Annotated in this window: 15 protein-coding genes; 7 read left to right on the top strand and 8 right to left on the bottom strand. The window is 70.7% G+C overall.

All coding sequences use genetic code 11. The annotated features are described in order from the left end of the window. Window positions 1-157 precede the first annotated feature (157 nt). From HAV40_RS33400 to HAV40_RS33370, 7 genes are all read right to left on the bottom strand, one after another. Window positions 158-391 (bottom strand): hypothetical protein, encoded by a 234-nt coding sequence (locus HAV40_RS33400; protein WP_166388274.1) that lies wholly within the window; start codon window positions 389-391, stop codon window positions 158-160. A 618-nt stretch (window positions 392-1009) separates the two neighbouring features. Then, complete coding sequence (locus HAV40_RS33395) at window positions 1010-2455, bottom strand: recombinase family protein (protein WP_166388273.1); 1446 nt, start codon at window positions 2453-2455, stop codon at window positions 1010-1012. Between the two features lie 17 nt (window positions 2456-2472). Further along, window positions 2473-3048, bottom strand: coding sequence for an aldo/keto reductase (locus tag HAV40_RS33390; protein ID WP_239087004.1), 576 nt, complete (start codon window positions 3046-3048; stop codon window positions 2473-2475). A 108-nt stretch (window positions 3049-3156) separates the two neighbouring features. Continuing rightward, window positions 3157-4170: a septation protein SepH gene (sepH, locus tag HAV40_RS33385; protein ID WP_166388272.1), complete on the bottom strand. Its 1014-nt coding sequence runs from the start codon at window positions 4168-4170 to the stop codon at window positions 3157-3159. A gap of 193 nt (window positions 4171-4363) precedes the next feature. After that, the gene (locus HAV40_RS33380) at window positions 4364-5572 is read right to left on the bottom strand and encodes an acyltransferase family protein (protein WP_239087003.1); all 1209 of its coding nucleotides are present in this window, start codon (window positions 5570-5572) and stop codon (window positions 4364-4366) included. A 198-nt stretch (window positions 5573-5770) separates the two neighbouring features. Further along, window positions 5771-6895, bottom strand: coding sequence for a phosphoserine transaminase (gene serC, locus HAV40_RS33375; protein ID WP_166388271.1), 1125 nt, complete (start codon window positions 6893-6895; stop codon window positions 5771-5773). Between the two features lie 258 nt (window positions 6896-7153). Next, window positions 7154-8257 carry a citrate synthase 2 gene (locus tag HAV40_RS33370; protein ID WP_166388270.1) on the bottom strand — a complete coding sequence of 368 codons (1104 nt, stop codon included), beginning with the start codon at window positions 8255-8257 and terminating at the stop codon, window positions 7154-7156. 250 nt (window positions 8258-8507) lie between these two features. On the opposite strand from HAV40_RS33370, the gene pdxH reads away from it, so the two are divergent. From pdxH to HAV40_RS33340, 6 genes are all read left to right on the top strand, one after another. Beyond that, on the top strand, window positions 8508-9173 hold the full coding sequence (gene pdxH / locus HAV40_RS33365; RefSeq protein ID WP_166388308.1) for a pyridoxamine 5'-phosphate oxidase: 666 nt from the start codon (window positions 8508-8510) through the stop codon (window positions 9171-9173). Between the two features lie 23 nt (window positions 9174-9196). Further along, on the top strand, window positions 9197-10120 hold the full coding sequence (locus HAV40_RS33360; protein ID WP_166388269.1) for an aldose 1-epimerase family protein: 924 nt from the start codon (window positions 9197-9199) through the stop codon (window positions 10118-10120). Between the two features lie 2 nt (window positions 10121-10122). Next, window positions 10123-10782, top strand: a complete 660-nt coding sequence (locus tag HAV40_RS33355) for a nitroreductase family protein (RefSeq protein ID WP_166388268.1) — start codon at window positions 10123-10125, stop codon at window positions 10780-10782. A gap of 35 nt (window positions 10783-10817) precedes the next feature. Continuing rightward, window positions 10818-11111 carry a type II toxin-antitoxin system VapB family antitoxin gene (locus HAV40_RS33350; RefSeq protein WP_166388267.1) on the top strand — a complete coding sequence of 98 codons (294 nt, stop codon included), beginning with the start codon at window positions 10818-10820 and terminating at the stop codon, window positions 11109-11111. Window positions 11112-11165: 54 nt separating this feature from the next. Next, complete coding sequence (locus HAV40_RS33345; protein WP_166388307.1) at window positions 11166-12326, top strand: acyl-CoA dehydrogenase family protein; 1161 nt, start codon at window positions 11166-11168, stop codon at window positions 12324-12326. 119 nt (window positions 12327-12445) lie between these two features. Beyond that, window positions 12446-13219: a DUF4230 domain-containing protein gene (locus tag HAV40_RS33340; RefSeq protein WP_203672053.1), complete on the top strand. Its 774-nt coding sequence runs from the start codon at window positions 12446-12448 to the stop codon at window positions 13217-13219. Window positions 13220-13221: 2 nt separating this feature from the next. Here HAV40_RS33340 and HAV40_RS33335 read toward each other — a convergent pair whose 3' ends face one another. Further along, window positions 13222-14805 (bottom strand): N,N-dimethylformamidase beta subunit family domain-containing protein, encoded by a 1584-nt coding sequence (locus HAV40_RS33335; protein ID WP_239087002.1) that lies wholly within the window; start codon window positions 14803-14805, stop codon window positions 13222-13224. A gap of 207 nt (window positions 14806-15012) precedes the next feature. On the opposite strand from HAV40_RS33335, the gene HAV40_RS33330 reads away from it, so the two are divergent. Next, window positions 15013-16371, top strand: a complete 1359-nt coding sequence (locus HAV40_RS33330) for an L-serine ammonia-lyase (protein ID WP_166388266.1) — start codon at window positions 15013-15015, stop codon at window positions 16369-16371. Window positions 16372-16427 lie beyond the last annotated feature (56 nt).

Below are 16427 nucleotides of genomic sequence, written 5' to 3'. Positions count from 1 at the left end.
TGGCAGCGGTTGCAGGGCAGGTGCGTCGCCTTGGACGCGACGGGGTTCGGTCGCCGCCAACGGTCGGGGACGGCTGCTACCTTCGGCGCAGACTCTTGCGAGGGGTCGGCTGCTGGGGCGTCCACGGTGTGGACGCCCTTGTCGTAGGTCAGCATGGCTACCGCCGGACCGGCGGCAGGAGGTTGCGCAGCTGCTCGATGACAGCTGGCGGAAGCGGGGGGCCGTCGCAGCCGGCCTTGATGGCCTTGGCGATGCGGTGGGCTCTCAGTGCTAGGTCGGCCTGGGCGGCGGTGTCGTGGTCGCCGTTGCGTACGGCGATCGCCTTCCGCGCCCGGTGGTGCCGTGGGGACTCCAGGAGCACGACGAATCGGCCCTCTCTCGGGATGGACACACCGAGATCGGGGCTCGCCAGCGTAAACCCGCAGCGTGACGTACTTGCGTCACCGAGCGTCAGTTGCCTACTAACGCGTTAAGCGGGTACTGTCCTGCTGACGGCAGAGGCCGCGCCAACGGCATGTCGTCCGAGCTCCGACCACGGTCGGTGTCTTGCCTCAGGGGCCCGGCTCACGCTGGGCCCCTCTCCATGTGCGTCGTCAGACTAAACCACTTCGTACGTTAGTGCCAAGTCGCCGAGCGCCCTTTTCTTGGCTGCGTTGCACATGTGCAACGTTGGGCAACGTTGAGCATCGTAAGCCGCTTAGCACACCGGTCGTACTAAGGTCTTTCCTTGCAGTTCCGCAAGGTTCTTGCTGTTCAGCGGGCTCGCGGCGCTAGCACACCGATCGCAAGCCGTTTAAACAGTGCGATGTGTGCGTGTATCGACTAGCGGCTATCTCTTTCACGAACGAAAGAAAGAGCGGATGGCCTATTCGGGGACGCATTGCAATGCAATTCAATGCAATGCAACGTAGTTCAGTAAACGCCATACGAGTTCATCTGAGTTCGTCCCGCGACGTCCATCCACGTTCCGGGACGTACATCGAGGTCCAAAGTTGCACAAGATCATCAGTCATGCTCCAGCCCCGGCCCACCTTTCTCCCCACGATTGCGGGTCGCCTGTCCACCGCGATTTCCCCAGCCTGTGGAAGTCGAATAGGCGCCCGCCCGGCGCGGCGGCCTGGTCCACGACGATGGTTGCCATGAACAAGACGACGCGTCGCCGCGCGGCCATCGGGGCATCCTCCCAGCGGACACGAACGTCCGCGCCCGGTTCGAGGATCGCCCGCAGCGCCGGCGGCACCCCAGCCGCGTCGGCGCGGCGCTGGGCAGAGCGGATCTGCCCGGCGATGTCGGCCTCGATGACGGCCAGCGATGCCGGGGTGGTCTCGTGCCGGGCCGCGGACAGCCGCCACCCGGCGAGGATGTCGTCCAGCCGTGCGATCTCCTCGCGGGCCTTCACCACCTCCTCGTCGTCCTCGACGCCGTGCTGGCGCAGCTGCTCGTACACGTCAGGTCGGCTCAGCTTCTCCAGGACCATGTTTTCGACGAACGCGTCCGTATCGCGCTGGACGATGGTCACGCACCCGTTGTCCAGGCACCGGTACCGGCCGCGGACGGCGGTCAGCGATGCCCCGCATGGCGAGCAGGTGCCCAGGTAGGACAGCAGGTGCACGGCCCGGCCGGGCCTGGTCGTGACGCGCTTCGGGTCGGTGAGCACGCGCTGGACGGCGTAGAACGTCTCGGCGTCGACGATCCCCGGCCAGATGCCCTCGGAGATGCTGCCGTTGTAGACGCGCTGGCCCAGGTAGGCGCGGTTCATGGCGATGTCGCGGACGCGCACCCGGTACCACTTGACCGCGCCGGAGGTCTTCACGCCGCGCTCGTTGAAGTCGTCGACGATGGTGGACACGGCCTCGCCCTTCTTGATCCGGGCGAAGATCTCGCGCACGATCGGCGCGGTGTCGGGGTCGATCTCCTGCCCGGCGAGCTGGCCGGTGCCGGGGTCGTATCGCCGGACGTACCCGAACGGCGTGCGGCCGTGCGAGGGACGGCCTGCCGCTGCGGCCCCGGCGTGGCCACGGCGTACCCGCACCGAGATGAGGTCGGACTCGCCGGCGGAGTCGACGCCGGACTGCGCGAGGGACTTCCAGTCCTTGTGCTTGCGGGGGTCGTACAGCCGCTCGTCGGAGACGACGTAGATGCTAACGCCCTTGTCGCGGCAGAGGTCGAGCAGCTGCGACCAGGTGGTGAGGGTACGGTCTCCGCGGCTGGCCTCCCACAGGATCAGCACGGTCAGCGCGCCGGAGGCGATGTCGGCGAGGACGCGTTCCCAGTCGTCGCGGCCCTTGCGGGCGTATCGACTTGCGGAAGAACCGTCCTGGTAGGTGCCGCTGACCTTCCAGCCATTTTCGCTGGCTACGGCCTGTCCGGCATCGAGCTGTTCATCGATCGACTTTGCTTTGTTCCTGCTCTGTCGCCCGTAGACGCCAGCGAGTAGTTGCGCGATCTCCGTCATGCGGCGTAGCTTACAACCTAGGTACCTCGTAAGAGGTTGTAGATGCACTGCTCGGCGACCAGGCCGAGGAAGTGGCGGCTGCGGGCGGCCTCCTGGGCGGCGGCGATGTGCCAGCCGGCGAAGTTGGACGAGCCGACGTAGAGCACCTTGCCCGCGGCGACCAGGGTCTCCATCGCCTGCCAGATCTCGTCCCACGGCGTCTTCCGGTCCACGTGGTGCATCTGGTACAGGTCGATGTGGTCGGTCTGCAGGCGGCGCAGCGACGCGTCGGCGGCCTTGACGATGTGCCGGGCGGACAGGCCCTGCTCGTTGGGCCACTCGCCCATCTTGCCGTACACCTTCGTGGCCAGCACGACCTTGTCGCGGCGGCCGCCGCCCTGGGCGAACCACCGCCCGATGATCTGCTCGGTGACGCCCTCGCCGAGCTGCCAGCCGTACACGTCGGCGGTGTCGAAGAAGTTGATGCCGTGGTCGAGGGCGCGGTCCATGATGGCGTGGCTGTCGGGTTCGGACGTCTTCGGCCCGAAGTTCATGGTCCCGAGGCAGAACCTGCTGACGGTCAGGCCGGTGCGGCCGACATTGGTGAATTCCATGATTTTCACCCTATCCCCGCTGGAACGGTGTCAGGGCGGGGTGAAAGTGAAACAGCGTGCTCGTTTCGGGAGACGTTAGGGTCCCGAAACGAGCACGCTGGAACGAACTCAGTTCTCCCGAGCCGCCGGTGCGCCGCCGAACAGCACGTCGTCCCAGCTCGGCAGTCGCTTGCGCGGCTTGTCGCCGGTGGTGTTGGTGTTGTCGACGGGCTGCCGGCGCGGGCGCAGGACGGCCAGCGACGGCACGGCCGGCACCTCCTTGGGCGCGTCGGCGTCCTCGTCGAAGGCGCTGCTGTCGCGGCCACCGGCCAGCACGGCGCTGGCCGGACGCTGGCGCGGCGCGTCCGAGGGCACGTCGAGGCCACGGCCGGGGCCGCTGCCCAGCGGCCGGTCCATCGCGGCGACCAGCGCGTCACGACCGGCCCGGATCGGGTCGCGGCCGGGGCGGCGCGTGGTGTCGGTGGGCGTGGGCAGCCCGTGGCCGCTGCGGCTGGGCGCGGCGGTCTGGCCCGCGGTCGGGTCCTGGCCCAGGATCTGGGTCGGGCGCTCGGCGCACAGGTACTGGGCCATGTCGTCGTGCGGGGACACCGACTGGCGGTTGCGGTCGAGCTCCCAGATCGCCTGCGCGGTCGCCTTGCCCGACGGCCAGGTGGCCACGATGCGCCAGGTGCCGTCGTCGCGCCGGTACGCATCCCAGGAGATCTTCTCGGTGTCGATGCCGTGCTGGGCCAGCCGGCCGTCGACGACGTCGGCGAGGGTCGCGCCCTTGTCGGAGCTCTTGAGCCGGGTGCGGCGCGCGTGCTGGGCCAGCATGGCCCGCTCCTGCAGCACCGGACCGGCGTAGCGCAGCACGCGGTCCACCGGGACGCCCGCGATGCGGGCCACGTCCTCGGCGCTCTCGCCGGAGCGGATGCGCGACTGGATGTCCCGTGGGGACAGCACCGTGGCCGCGTCGAAGGGCGACGCGGTGATGGTCATCGTGTGCCCGTTGGAGCCCCGGTCGGGATGCGTCGCGGTGGCGACCCGATCGTCGATGGGCAGCGCCAGTAGACGGCCGACCTCGTCCGCGAGGACGAGCGCCTGGCCGTCTTCGGAGAGGGCGACGAACCGTACGGGTCGCATCGTCTGCCTCCGTCCCCTGTGCCGGTCCATGCCGTGGCTGCCGGGGGGAGTTCCCGGCCACGGTATGACGTTCCCAAGAGAACACCGTACGCGGTGAGGGCACACCCGCGCACCCGCCACGCCGAGTCTGACGACACGCTCACATTCGCGTGCGGACATATCCGGCGTGTCCACGGTGGCCGGTCAGGGCGGTTCAGTCCCTGCGTACGGCTGCCAGGGAGGTGGTGAGGCTCCGCTTGAGACGGCTCCCGAGCGGGCGCTCCACCCAGCGGTGGATCAGCCACGACACGCCGAGCATCAGCGCGACGATCCCGGCCAGCAGCAGCCAGTGCGGCACCCGCTCGCGCAGCGCCAGGATCAGCGTCTGCCCGATGGCCTGGTGGATCAGGTACAGCGGGTAGGTCAGCGCGCCCGCGACGGTCAGCCAGCGCCAGGAGACGGCCTGGAACGCGCCGAGCGCGATCGCCGCCAGCAGCGCGAAGCAGCCGGTGACCACGGCTGCGACACTCCACCAGCTCAGGTGGAAGTGCTCCAGCGCCGGGTAGCCCTGCAGCCGGTACAGCGCGATCAGCCAGTTGACCCCGACCAGCCCCCATAGCAGCAGGTTCGAGCCGAACCGGTGCACCAGGAACAGCGCCACGCCCGCGACGAAGTACGGCGCGAACTCCGGCACGATCATGTTGTCGATCCAGCGCTGGTCCCAGGTGGTGGAGAAGACGGCGACCAGGGTCCACACGGCACAGAAGTAGACGACGCGGCGGCAGGTCACGCCGAGCCAGACCACGATCGCGAACAGCAGGTAGAAGCGCAGTTCGGCGCCGAGTGACCAGTACGACCAGTCCTGGTCGGTGACGCCCAGGCCGCTCTGCAGCATGGTCAGGTTGACCAGCGACTCGGGTGCGGGCAGCGGTCCGCGCAGGCGTGGCCAGGCGGCCAGCACCACGGTCGTCAGCACGACACCGAGCCAGTACGCCGGGAACAGCCGGACGACCCGGGACACCGTGAACTCGCCGAGACCGCGGCCCCAGCTGCTCAGGCAGATGACGAAGCCGCTGATGAGAAAGAACAGGTTCACGCCGAGCCAGCCGTAGGAGGCGACGGCGGCCAGCGGGCCGAACAGCGTGCCGGGCTCGACGCCCCACGGTCCGCGTACCAGATGATGGGCGACCACCATCAGCGCCGCGGCCAGCCGCAGCCCGTCCAGAACCAGCAGCCGGGGTGTCGCGGGGCGGGCGGCGGGCGCCTCGGCCGCGGGAGCCGGCTCGACCGGTGCGGCCGTCGGGGCGTGCGCTGGTGGCGTCGCGACCGGGGCGGCTCGCTTTACCGTCAGGACACGCGGTTCTACCGCCGGAGTGGAGACGCCCGGCGTCGCCTTCGCGGTCTGCTCCGTCTGCGTCGTCACCAGTGGGACCCCTTGCGCTGGTCGGCGTGCTCGCTCTCTGGCGGTTGCCCAGCCGTGCCGCTGGCTACACCCGGCGGAAGGGGCGAGCCTATCCAAGACTCGCTTTAATGCCCCCAAATGCCACAAACATTCACCGGTACGCGGACAAAAATGCGGCGGAGCCCGTCGGGCCCCGCCGCATCAGTGACGCGAAACGGTCTACAGCTGCTCGATCACGTAGTCGATGCTGGCGGTCAGCGCCTGCACGTCCGACGGGTCGATGGCCGGGTACAGCGCGACCCGCAGCTGGTTGCGGCCCAGCTTGCGGTACGGCTCGGTGTCGACCAGACCGTTGGCCCGCAGCGTCTTGGCGATCGCGGCGGCGTCCACGCCCTCGGCGAAGTCGATCGTGGCGACCACGTTGGAGCGCAGCCCCGGGTCGGTCACGAACGGGGTCGCGACCGGCGACTTCTCCGCCCAGCGGTACAGGATCTCGGCGCTCTCGGCGGTGCGCTGCGCCGCCCAGGACAGGCCGCCCTGCGCGTTCATCCAGTCGGTCTGCTCGGCGGCCAGGAAGACGGTGGCCAGCGCCGGGGTGTTCAGGGTCTGCTCCAGCCGCGAGTTCTCGATCGCGGTGACCAGGTCCAGGAACGCCGGGATGTACCGCCCGCCCGCCTTGATCTCCTCGGCGCGCGCGATGGCGGCCGGGGACAGGATGGCGATCCACAGGCCGCCGTCGGAGGCGAAGCACTTCTGCGGCGCGAAGTAGTAGACGTCGCTCTGCGTCAGGTCCACGTCCAGGCCACCCGCGGCCGAGGTCGCGTCGTGCAGGATCAGCGCGCCCTGGTCGGCCCCCGCCACCCGCTGCACGGGCACGGCGACACCGGTCGACGTCTCGTTCTGGGTGATGCCGTACGCGTCCACGCCCGCCTCGGCGGTCAGGAAGGCGGCACTGCCCGGCTCGCCCTTGTGCACCGTCGGCGCGCCCAGGAACGGGGCGTCCTTGACGGCCTTGGCGAACTTCGCGCCGAACTCGCCGAACGTGGCGAACTGCGCCCGGTCCTTGATCAGCGAGAACGCCGCCACCTCCCAGAAGGCGGTGGTGCCACCGTTGCCGATGATCACCTCGTAGCCCTCGGGCAGGCCGAAGAAGTCGGCCAGGCCCTGCCGGAAGCGGGCGACCTGGTTCTTCACCGTCTTCTGCCGGTGCGAGGTGCCGAGGAAGGAACTGGAAACCGCGCTGAGCGCCTCCACCGCCTGGGGCCGAACCTTGGACGGGCCGCAGCAGAACCGGCCGTCGACAGGCAGGAGCTCGGCAGGGATCGTGATCGGCGTCTCGGCCATGACATCAGTCCTTCAGGCGTGTCAGATCGTGCGAGAAAGCATCGGCGACGCTGCCAACACCGCATTCTCCCACCTCAACGACGCACCCCCACCCCCCGTCCCACCCATTCGCCCGTGACGGTCCTCACGCCCACCCCCTGCCGCAACTCTTAAAAAGTCGTGGTGACCAGGCCGCCCTGAGGCCGCGACTCTTTAAGAGTTGCGGCGGGGACGGCGAAGGGCGCCCGCGGAGCGGGCGCCCTTCGCCGTCGGTTCGGGTCAGTGGTGGCTGATGGCGTTCCAGCCTTCGACCTGCTGGGCCTTGCGGGTGCCGGGGCCGACGTACGTCGCCGACGGGCGGACCAGGCGGCTCAGCTTCTTCTGCTCCAGGATGTGGGCGGACCAGCCGGCCACCCGGGCGCAGGTGAACATCGAGGTGAACATGTGCGCGGGCACCTCGGCGAAGTCGAGCACGACCGCGGACCAGAACTCGACGTTGGTCTCCAGCACCCGGTCGGGGCGGCGGGCGCGCAGCTCGGCCAGCGCGGCCTTCTCCAGCGCCTCGGCGACCTCGTAGCGGGCCGCGCCCAGTTCCTTGGCGGTGCGGCGCAGCACGCGGGCACGCGGGTCCTCGGCCCGGTAGACCCGGTGGCCGAAGCCCATCAGGCGCTCGCCGCGGTCCAGCACGCCCTTGACGTAGCCCTCGGCGTCGCCGGAGCGCTCCACGCCCTCGATCATGTGCAGCACCCGCGACGGGGCGCCGCCGTGCAGCGGGCCGGACAGCGCGCCGATGCCCGACGAGATGCAGGCCGCGGCGTCGGCGCCGGTCGAGGCGACGACGCGGGTGGTGAAGGTGGAGGCGTTCATGCCGTGCTCGGCGGCCGAGATGAAGTACGCGTCGACGGCCTTGACGTGGCGCGGGTCGGGCTCGCCGCGCCAGCGCTTCATGAAGCGCTCGACGATGGTCTGCGCCTTGTCGATCTCCTTCTGCGGCACGGCGGGCAGGCCCAGGCCGCGGGCCGACTGCGCGACGAACGACAGCGCCGTCACCGACACCCGGGCCAGGTCCTCGCGGGCCTGCTCGTCGGAGATGTCGAGCAGCTGGCCCAGGCCCCAGTACGGGGCGAGCATGGCGACCGCGGACTGCACGTCGACGCGGATGTCACCGGAGTGCACGGGCACCGGGAACGGCTCGGCGGGCGGCAGGCCCGGCCCGAACTTGCCGTCCACCAGCAGCGCCCATACGTTGCCGAAGGAGACCTGGCCGATCAGATCCTCGATGTCGACGCCCCGGTAGCGAAGCGCGCCGCCTTCCTTGTCGGGCTCGGCGATCTCGGTCTCGAAGGCGATCACGCCCTCCAGGCCCGGTTTGAAGTCGGACATGTCGTTCTCCCGGTTCTCGGACCTGAGGTTAGGTTCAGTTCGAGCAACATCTTGCCCCGCGGGTAACCGTTTGGCGACCCGCCCCGCACGTGCCGGACGCGACATCTTCGGTCGACGATGGCCTTGTCAACGGGATTTCCACCGGGGGCGACCTGGCACGACACGATTTACGCTGGCAATACGCAGCGCGACAGGACGACTACGTGACTTGGAGCACATCTTGACCACCGGCCCCCAGGACCTCGCGCGCATGCGCCGTGAATACGAGGCCGCCGTCGGGCACCGCCCGGCCGTACGCGAGGAACCGCTCGTCGAGGCGCACCTCGCGGCGGACTGGCCGACCCAGTTCGGGCGGTGGCTCGCCGAGGCGGTCGCCGCCGAGCTGCCCGAGCCGAACGCGATGATCGTCGCCACCGCCGACGCGCAGGGGCGGCCGAGCAGCCGCACCGTGCTGCTCAAGGGCTACGACGGGCGCGGCTTCGTGTTCTTCACCAACTACGGCTCGCGCAAGGGCCGCGAGGCGCTGGCCAACCCGTACGCCAGCCTGCTGTTCCCGTGGTTTGCGATGGGTCGCCAGGTGGTGGTCTGCGGCCGGATCACCCCGGTGGAGCGGCACGTCAGCGAGGAGTACTTCCGGGTGCGCCCGCGCGGGGCGCAGCTCGGCGCGTGGGCCAGCGAGCAGTCGTCGGTGCTGCCGGACCGGCAGGCGCTGGAGGGCGCGTACGCCGCCGCCGAGCAGTCGTTCCCGGCCGAGGCCGACGTGCCGCTGCCCGAGCACTGGGGCGGGCTGCTGGTCGAGCCGGAGACCGTGGAGTTCTGGCAGGGCAGGCGCAGCAGGCTGCACGATCGGCTCCGTTTCCGCAGGGAGCCCGACGGCGGCGCGGACAGGTGGATCGTGGAGCGCCTGGCGCCCTAGAAAGCAATGTAGGGTGCGAGTTCGTGACCAACTTTCGGCCGTCCGGCACCCAATGGACGCTCAGCCACGGTGACCAGACCGCTACCGTCGTCGAGGTCGGCGGCGGTCTGCGCGGCTACACCGTGAGCGGGACGGAGATCCTCGACGGGTACGCCGAGGGCGAGCTCTGCCCGGCCGGCTCCGGCCAGCTGCTGATGCCCTGGCCGAACCGGATCCGTGACGGGCACTACCGCCACGCCGGTGTGGCGTACCAGCTGCCGCTCAGCGAGCCGTCCCTGCACAACGCCATCCACGGCCTGGTGCGCTGGCTGCCCTGGCGCGTGGCGGAGCAGTCCGACGGGCTGCTCGCGCTGGAGTGCGTGCTGGAGCCGCAGATCGGCTACCCGTGGCGGCTGGACCTGCGCGTCGAGTACCGGTTGGGCGATCTCGGCCTGACCGTGACCCACCACGTCGCGAACCGCTCGGCCGACGCCGCGCCCTTCGGCGTCGGCACGCACCCTTACCTGCGCATCCCCGGCCACGCTGTGGACGACCTGACGCTGACGGTGCCCGCGCGCACCCGGCTGCTGGTCGACGGCCGCATGCTGCCGATCGGCGCGGCGAAGGTCGCCGGGGGCGAGTTCGACTTCACCGAGCCGCGGCGCATCGGCGCGCTGGAGCTCGACACGGCGTTCGGCGACCTGGTGCGCGACGGCGACGGCGGCTCGACGGTCAGCATCAGCGCCCCCGACGGGCGCGCGGTGCACGTCTGGGCCGACGCGAACTTCGGCTGGTGGCAGCTGTTCACCGCGCACACGCTGACCGGCGAGCGGCACCGCCGCGCGATCGCGATCGAGCCCATGACCTGCCCGCCGGACGCGATGCGCTCGGGCCGGGACCTGATCGAGCTGGCCCCCGACGAGACCTGGCAGGGCACCTGGGGAATCCGCGCCGACCTCGGGGCCTGAGCGTGGAGTTCGCCGACGTCGTACGCCGACGCCGGATGGTGCGCCGCTACGACCCCGACCGGCCCGTGCCGGACGAGGTCGTGCGGCGGCTGCTGACCCACGCCACCCGGGCGCCCTCGGCGGGATTCGCGCAGGGCTGGGCGTTCCTGGTGCTGGAGACGGCGGCCGAGCGGGAGCGGTTCTGGACGGCGGCGAGCCCGGGGACGGGCACGCGCACACGCTGGCTGGACGGCATGCGCACCGCACCGCTGATCATCGTGCCGCTGTCGGACAAGTCGGCGTACCTGGACCGGTACGCCGAACCCGACAAGGGCTGGACGGATCGTGACGAGGCCCGCTGGGCGGTGCCGTACTGGCACGTCGACACCGGCATGGCCGCGCTGCTGATGCTGCTCACCGCGGTCGACGAAGGACTGGGCGCGTGCCTGTTCGGCATCCCGGCGCAGCGGCTCGGGGTATTCCGGGAGGCGTTCGCCGTGCCGGAGGCCTACGCTCCGGTGGGCGCGGTGACCGTCGGCTACCGGGCTGCCGACCACCGGTCGGCGTCACTCGCCCGGGGCCGCAGGTCACTCGACGAGGTGGTCCACCGCGGGAGCTGGGGAGTCACCGTGGAAGCGGCACAGGCGTCGGCGGGTGCGCGTAACGTCGCCGACGGCGGTTAGGCTGAGCGCACTCTGTTGCGGAGGGGAGGGCAGGCGTGATCTTCAAGGCGGTGCGCGACGGGCAGCCGTACCCGGAGCACGGGTACACCCTCAAGCAGTGGGCAGAGATCCCGCCGGAGCGGGTGTCACTCAACCAGCTGATCACCATCAAGCTGGAGATGGCCCTGGACCGGGTGCTGGCGGACGACTCGACGTTCTATGGCGACCTCTTCCCGCACGTGGTGCAGTGGCAGGGCGAGCTGTACCTGGAGGACGGCCTGCACCGGGCGCTGCGCGCGGCCCTGCAGCAGCGCCACCAGATCCACGTCCGCGTGCTGGTCCTGAGCTGAGCCGGGCTTCTGCGGCGGCTTAGCCGCCGTTAAGGTGGCCTCGTGACCTCTCCGGTGCTCCCCCTCGACCTGCTCGACCTGGACTCGCTTCTCACCGACGAGGAGCTGCAGATCCGCGCCGTGGTCCGGCGCCTGGTCGACGACAAGGTACGCCCGTACGTGGCCGGCTGGTATGAGACCGGCCACGCCCCGGTGCGCGAGCTGGCCCGTGACTTCGGCGCGCTCGGCCTGCTAGGCATGCACCTGGAGGGCTACGGCTGTGCCGGGTCGTCCGCGGTGGCGTACGGGCTGGCCTGCCTGGAGCTGGAGGCGGCCGACTCGGGCGTGCGCTCGCTGGTGAGCGTGCAGGGTTCGCTGGCCATGTTCGCGATCTGGAAGTACGGCTCCGAGGAGCAGAAGCAGCGCTGGCTGCCCGGCATGGCCTCCGGCGAGCTGATCGGCTGCTTCGGCCTGACCGAGCCCGATCACGGCTCGGACCCGGCGAACATGTCGACCCGGGCCCGCCGCGACGGCGACGGCTGGGTACTGCACGGCGGCAAGATGTGGATCACCAACGCGCCGCTGGCCGACGTCGCCGTGATCTGGGCCCGCACCGACGAGGGCGTACGCGGCTTCGCGGTGCCCATGGACACGGCAGGCGTGACGGCCAAGGAGATCACCGGCAAGCTCTCGCTGCGGGCCAGCGCCACCGGCGAGATCGTGCTGGACGAGGTGCGCCTGCCCGCCGACGCCCTCCTGCCCGGCGCGCAGGGCCTCAAAGCCCCGCTGAGCTGCCTCACCGAGGCCCGCTACGGCATCGTCTGGGGTGCGCTGGGCGCGGCCCGCGACTGCCTGCACACGGCCATCGCGTACGCCGGGACCCGCACCCAGTTCGGCAAGCCGATCGCGGGCTTCCAGCTCACCCAGGCCAAGCTCGCCGACATGGCCCTCGAACTGCAGAAGGGCTTCCTGCTGGCGCTGCACCTGGGCCGCACGGCCGACCGCGGCGCGCTGCGACCGGAGATGGTCAGCGCGGGCAAACTCAACAACGTGCGCGAGGCGATCGCGATCGCCCGGCAGTGCCGCACCATCCTCGGCGCCAACGGCGTCTCCGGGGAGTACCCGGTGCTGCGCCACGCCAACAACCTGGAGAGCGTGCTCACCTACGAGGGCACCTCGGAGATCCACCAGCTCGTGCTGGGTCAGCGCCTCACCGGCATCGCCGCCTTCGGCTGACCGCGCCCGGACCGTTCGCGGATATCGCGTATCAGTCCGACCGCGAAGGGTGCTTGTTGTCGTGGTCGGGTAATACCGTGGTGTCCGTACACCCCCAGCGGTCAGACAGGAGACGTCACATGGGCGCCGCCGACGAGCCGACGCAGAACCTGCCGGAGTTCAAGCCCGGCCGGTCCCGGCCGACCGAACCGCTGCCCCGGCAGCGTCCCGACGACGACGAGGAGACCCTGCTGGTCGAGCCGCCCCGCCGGTCCCGGCTGGGCCGGGCGCTGCTGGCCCTGCTGGTGGTGCTCGGCGTGCTGGCCGGTGGCTACTTCGGGCTGACCGCGTCCGGGCTGCTCCCGAAGTTCTCCAACCCGTTCGCCGAGCAGAAGACCGACAACACGGGACCGCCGCTGCTGCTGTCGATCAAGGACTTGAGCCGGTTCGTCGCGGCCGAGGGCAACTTCGAGGTCATCGTCGACCTCAAGGAGGACCGCAAGTTCATCCCCGACTGGCTGCTCAACCAGCGCACCCTGTTCGTGGCCGCGGGCACCGTCGAGGCGTACGTCGACTTCAGCAACCTCTCCGACGACAAGATCGTCGTGTCGCCGGACCGCAAGTCGGTCACCATCACGCTGCCTCCGCCGCAGGTCGCCGAGCCGAAGCTGGACCTCGACCGCAGCTACGTCTTCGCCGAGGAGCGCGGCCTGATCAACCGGGTCTCGGAGTTCTTCGACGGCGACCCGAACCGGCAGCAGGAGACCCTGCTGCGGGCTGAGCAGCAGCTCGCCGACGCGGCGAAGAAGAGCACCCTGCAGCAGCGGGCCGAGGAGAACACCCGCAAGACGCTGGAGAGCATGATGCGCTCGCTGGGCTACACCTCGGTGACCGTGATCTTCGAAGGCGCGTGAGTTCAGGTCCGGGCGGCGGGAGCGCCGTCCGGACCCAGCATGCGGTCCATCAGGTTCGCGGTGGCGCGCTGGATGCGGGCGTCGCGGTAGCCCGTCCGGTTCAGCGCCAGCGGCCAGTTGAAGGTGCCCGCGCAGAACACCACGGCACCTGACGGAGCCTCGTACACACTGGTGTTCTGCACCGCGGTCTTGCCCTTGACCGTCGTGTACGGCGACGCCGACAGCAGGGTCTGCACCCCCTCGGCCAGCGGGTACCCCCGGTCGCGGCCGTCCGCCTCACCGTCGACCAGCCGCCGGATCGCCGTGCCGTCGCGTACGCCGGTGCCCTGCCACATCCAGTGGTCGGCCTGCTGGACGATCAGCGGCGCGGCGGTGGCGACGACGCCGTTGTACTGCACCCCGAGCAGCCGCTGCTCCGCGTCCTGCGGCCCCAGCGCACGCCACGTGGTGGTCGCCCGGCGGGTCGGCGTGCCGGGATCCTCGGCGGTGCTCTTGTAGCAGCAGATGACGCGGTCGGGCCGGTCACCGGCGGCCTCGTAGTCGATGTTCCAGTAGACGTTGTTGGCGGCGAGGAAGGCCAGGCCCACCCCGCCCGCCACGGCGGTCTCGGCGGCGGCGCGCATCTGCGAAGACCAGTACTCGTCGTGACCGGGGAACACCAGGCCCGCGTGCCGCAGCGGGTCGATCCGCCCGGCGTGCAGGTCGACGCTGGTGGCGTAGGTGACGTCGTAGCCGAGGCGCTCGGCCCACTGCACCAGGTCGTAGTCGGTGTCGAACAGGTAGGGCAGGCCCGAGCCGCTGTAGGGCCGGTCGAACGAGGTCTTGCGGGACCGTTCCTCCGTGTTCACCACCCCGTCGATCCGGTAGCCGGTGTAGAGGTCGCGCCCGAGGCGGCCGTCGCGCGGCCACGAGTTGTACGCCTGGTACGTCGAGAACGGCAGGACGACGCACAGGTTGCCGCTGCGGCGGTCGTCGCGGACCACGAACACGGCGTGGCTGCGGTGGTTCGACGCGGTGGTGAAGGCCGCCACGTAGACGCCGGACACCCAGTCGGCGGGCACCTTCAGCGTCCACGCCACCGGCCAGTGGCAGGCGACCAGGTTGGTGGGCAGCGTCCGGGCCGCCCTCGGCTGCGGCCTGCCGTGCAGGGTCGGGCTGCTCGCCACGTGCCGTGCGCCCGCCCCGCCGTAGTGCCCCAGCCGGAAGACCTCGGCGCGGTACGGCTCCCCGCCGCCCACGTGCACGTGAAAGTCGATCGATTCACCGACGTCGACACTGGTCGCCGAGGCGTACGCGGCGATCTGCTGCCCGATGTCGTCTGCGGCGCGCACCGCCGGGTCGGCCCGCAGCCAGCGCTTGCCGACGGGACGGCGGTTCTCGGCGGGCACCGGGTTGGCAGTACGCGCAGTACGGGGCCGGCCTGCCGGCGAGGGGGCTGCCGGCGAAGGCGTGGAGCCGCCGGTGCGCTGGTGCGGCACCGTGGGCTCGGCGCGCTGCGGCGTCCCGGCGGGCGCACAGGCGGCCAGGGCCCCGACAGCACCCGCGGCCAGGCCGCCGACGGCGGTGCGGCGCGAGACAGAAGGCATGGCAGAACTCCCCCGTGTGATGTAGCCGGGGCCGCATGCCAACTGCTCACTGGGGTCGCTCACGGGACGTGTGCCGGCGAACGGGGGGACGCGAGGGGTCGGGGGCGCGGAACCGGTTCCAGTCGGCCGAAGCGTACTCGGCTGACGGTCCCGCTGGTAGCGGAGCTACTGTTGCAGCGTCCGTTCCAGCGTCGGAAGGTACACCCCGTGATCAGCGTCTTCGACCTTTTCAAGATCGGGATCGGGCCCTCCAGCTCGCACACGGTCGGGCCGATGCGCGCCGCGAACCGGTTCGCGACCGGGCTCAAGGCGGACGGGCTGCTCAGCGACGTCACGCTGGTGCGCGCGGAACTCTTCGGCTCGCTGGGCGCGACCGGCCACGGCCACGGCAGCGACAAGGCGGTGCTGCTGGGCCTCGCCGGGGACGACCCGGAGACGGTCGACACGGCCACCGCCGACGCCCGGTTCCGCGAGATCAAGGCGGCGGGCCGGGTCCGGCTGCTCGACATCGAGGACGCGACCTTCGAACTCACCCTGCACCGCCGCCGCTCGCTGCCGTACCACCCGAACGGCATGACGTTCGCTGCCTTCGACGCCACCGGGGCGTGCGTACGCGAGCGCACCTTCTACTCGGTCGGCGGCGGCTTCGTCGTGGACGAGGCGGCGGCCGGGGCGGACCGCATCAAACCGGACGACACGGTCGTGCGCTTCCCGTACCGGACGGGCAACGAGCTGCTCGCCCTGGCCAAGGACACCGGCCTGCGGATCAGCGACATCGTGCTGGCCAACGAGCTGTCCTGGCGCTCCGAGGCCGACGTGCGGGCCGAGCTGCTGCGCATCTGGCAGGTCATGCAGGACTGCGTGGAGACCGGCTGCACCGTCGAGGGCACCCTGCCCGGGGGCCTGAAGGTGCGCCGCCGCGCCGCGGAACTGCACCGCACCCTGTCCAAGGAGCACTTCACCACCGACCCGCTGCGGGTCATGGACTGGATCACGCTGTTCGCGCTCGCCGTGAACGAGGAGAACGCCGCCGGCGGCCGGGTCGTCACCGCGCCCACCAACGGCGCGGCGGGCATCGTGCCCGCGGTGCTGCACTACTACGCCCGCTTCGTGCCGGGCGCGGACGCCGACGGCGTGGTGCGCTTCCTGCTCACCGCGGCCGCGATCGGGGTGCTGTTCAAGGAGAACGCGTCCATCTCCGGTGCCGAGGTCGGCTGCCAGGGCGAGGTCGGCTCGGCCTGCTCGATGGCGGCGGCCGGGCTGGCCGAGGTGCTGGGCGGCACGCCCGAGCAGGTGGAGAACGCCGCCGAGATCGCCATGGAGCACAACCTCGGGCTCACCTGCGACCCGGTCGGCGGCCTGGTACAGATCCCGTGCATCGAGCGCAATGCGGTGGCCAGCGTCAAGGCGATCACCGCGGCCCGGCTGGCGCTGCGCGGCGACGGCAACCACTTCGTCTCCCTGGACAAGGTCATCAAGACCATGCGGGAGACCGGGGCCGACATGAAGGTCAAGTACAAGGAGACCGCGCGGGGCGGCCTCGCCGTCAACGTGATCGAGTGCTGAGGGTCCCGGTTTCACCCGTTTGAGGCCCGCTCGCGTTGTTAGCGTGGGACGCGACA

This window comes from Catellatospora methionotrophica (genome assembly GCF_011297335.1).
Taxonomy (GTDB): Bacteria; Actinomycetota; Actinomycetes; order Mycobacteriales; family Micromonosporaceae; genus Catellatospora; species Catellatospora methionotrophica.
Note: the sequence above shows the minus strand (reverse complement) of the source record. Positions and strands in the feature narration are given on the sequence as shown.

Excerpts from the sequence above, each read along its gene's own strand:
- HAV40_RS33370 (WP_166388270.1), bottom strand. The coding sequence starts at position 8,257 with ATGTCCGACTTCAAACCGGGCCTGGAGGGCGTGATCGCCTTCGAGACC.
- HAV40_RS33390 (WP_239087004.1), bottom strand. The coding sequence starts at position 3,048 with ATGGAATTCACCAATGTCGGCCGCACCGGCCTGACCGTCAGCAGGTTC.
- pdxH (WP_166388308.1), top strand. The coding sequence starts at position 8,508 with ATGCGCCGTGAATACGAGGCCGCCGTCGGGCACCGCCCGGCCGTACGC.
- serC (WP_166388271.1), bottom strand. The coding sequence starts at position 6,895 with ATGGCCGAGACGCCGATCACGATCCCTGCCGAGCTCCTGCCTGTCGAC.
- HAV40_RS33395 (WP_166388273.1), bottom strand. The coding sequence starts at position 2,455 with ATGACGGAGATCGCGCAACTACTCGCTGGCGTCTACGGGCGACAGAGC.
- HAV40_RS33335 (WP_239087002.1), bottom strand. The coding sequence starts at position 14,805 with ATGCCTTCTGTCTCGCGCCGCACCGCCGTCGGCGGCCTGGCCGCGGGT.
- HAV40_RS33340 (WP_203672053.1), top strand. The coding sequence starts at position 12,446 with ATGGGCGCCGCCGACGAGCCGACGCAGAACCTGCCGGAGTTCAAGCCC.
- sepH (WP_166388272.1), bottom strand. The coding sequence starts at position 4,170 with ATGCGACCCGTACGGTTCGTCGCCCTCTCCGAAGACGGCCAGGCGCTC.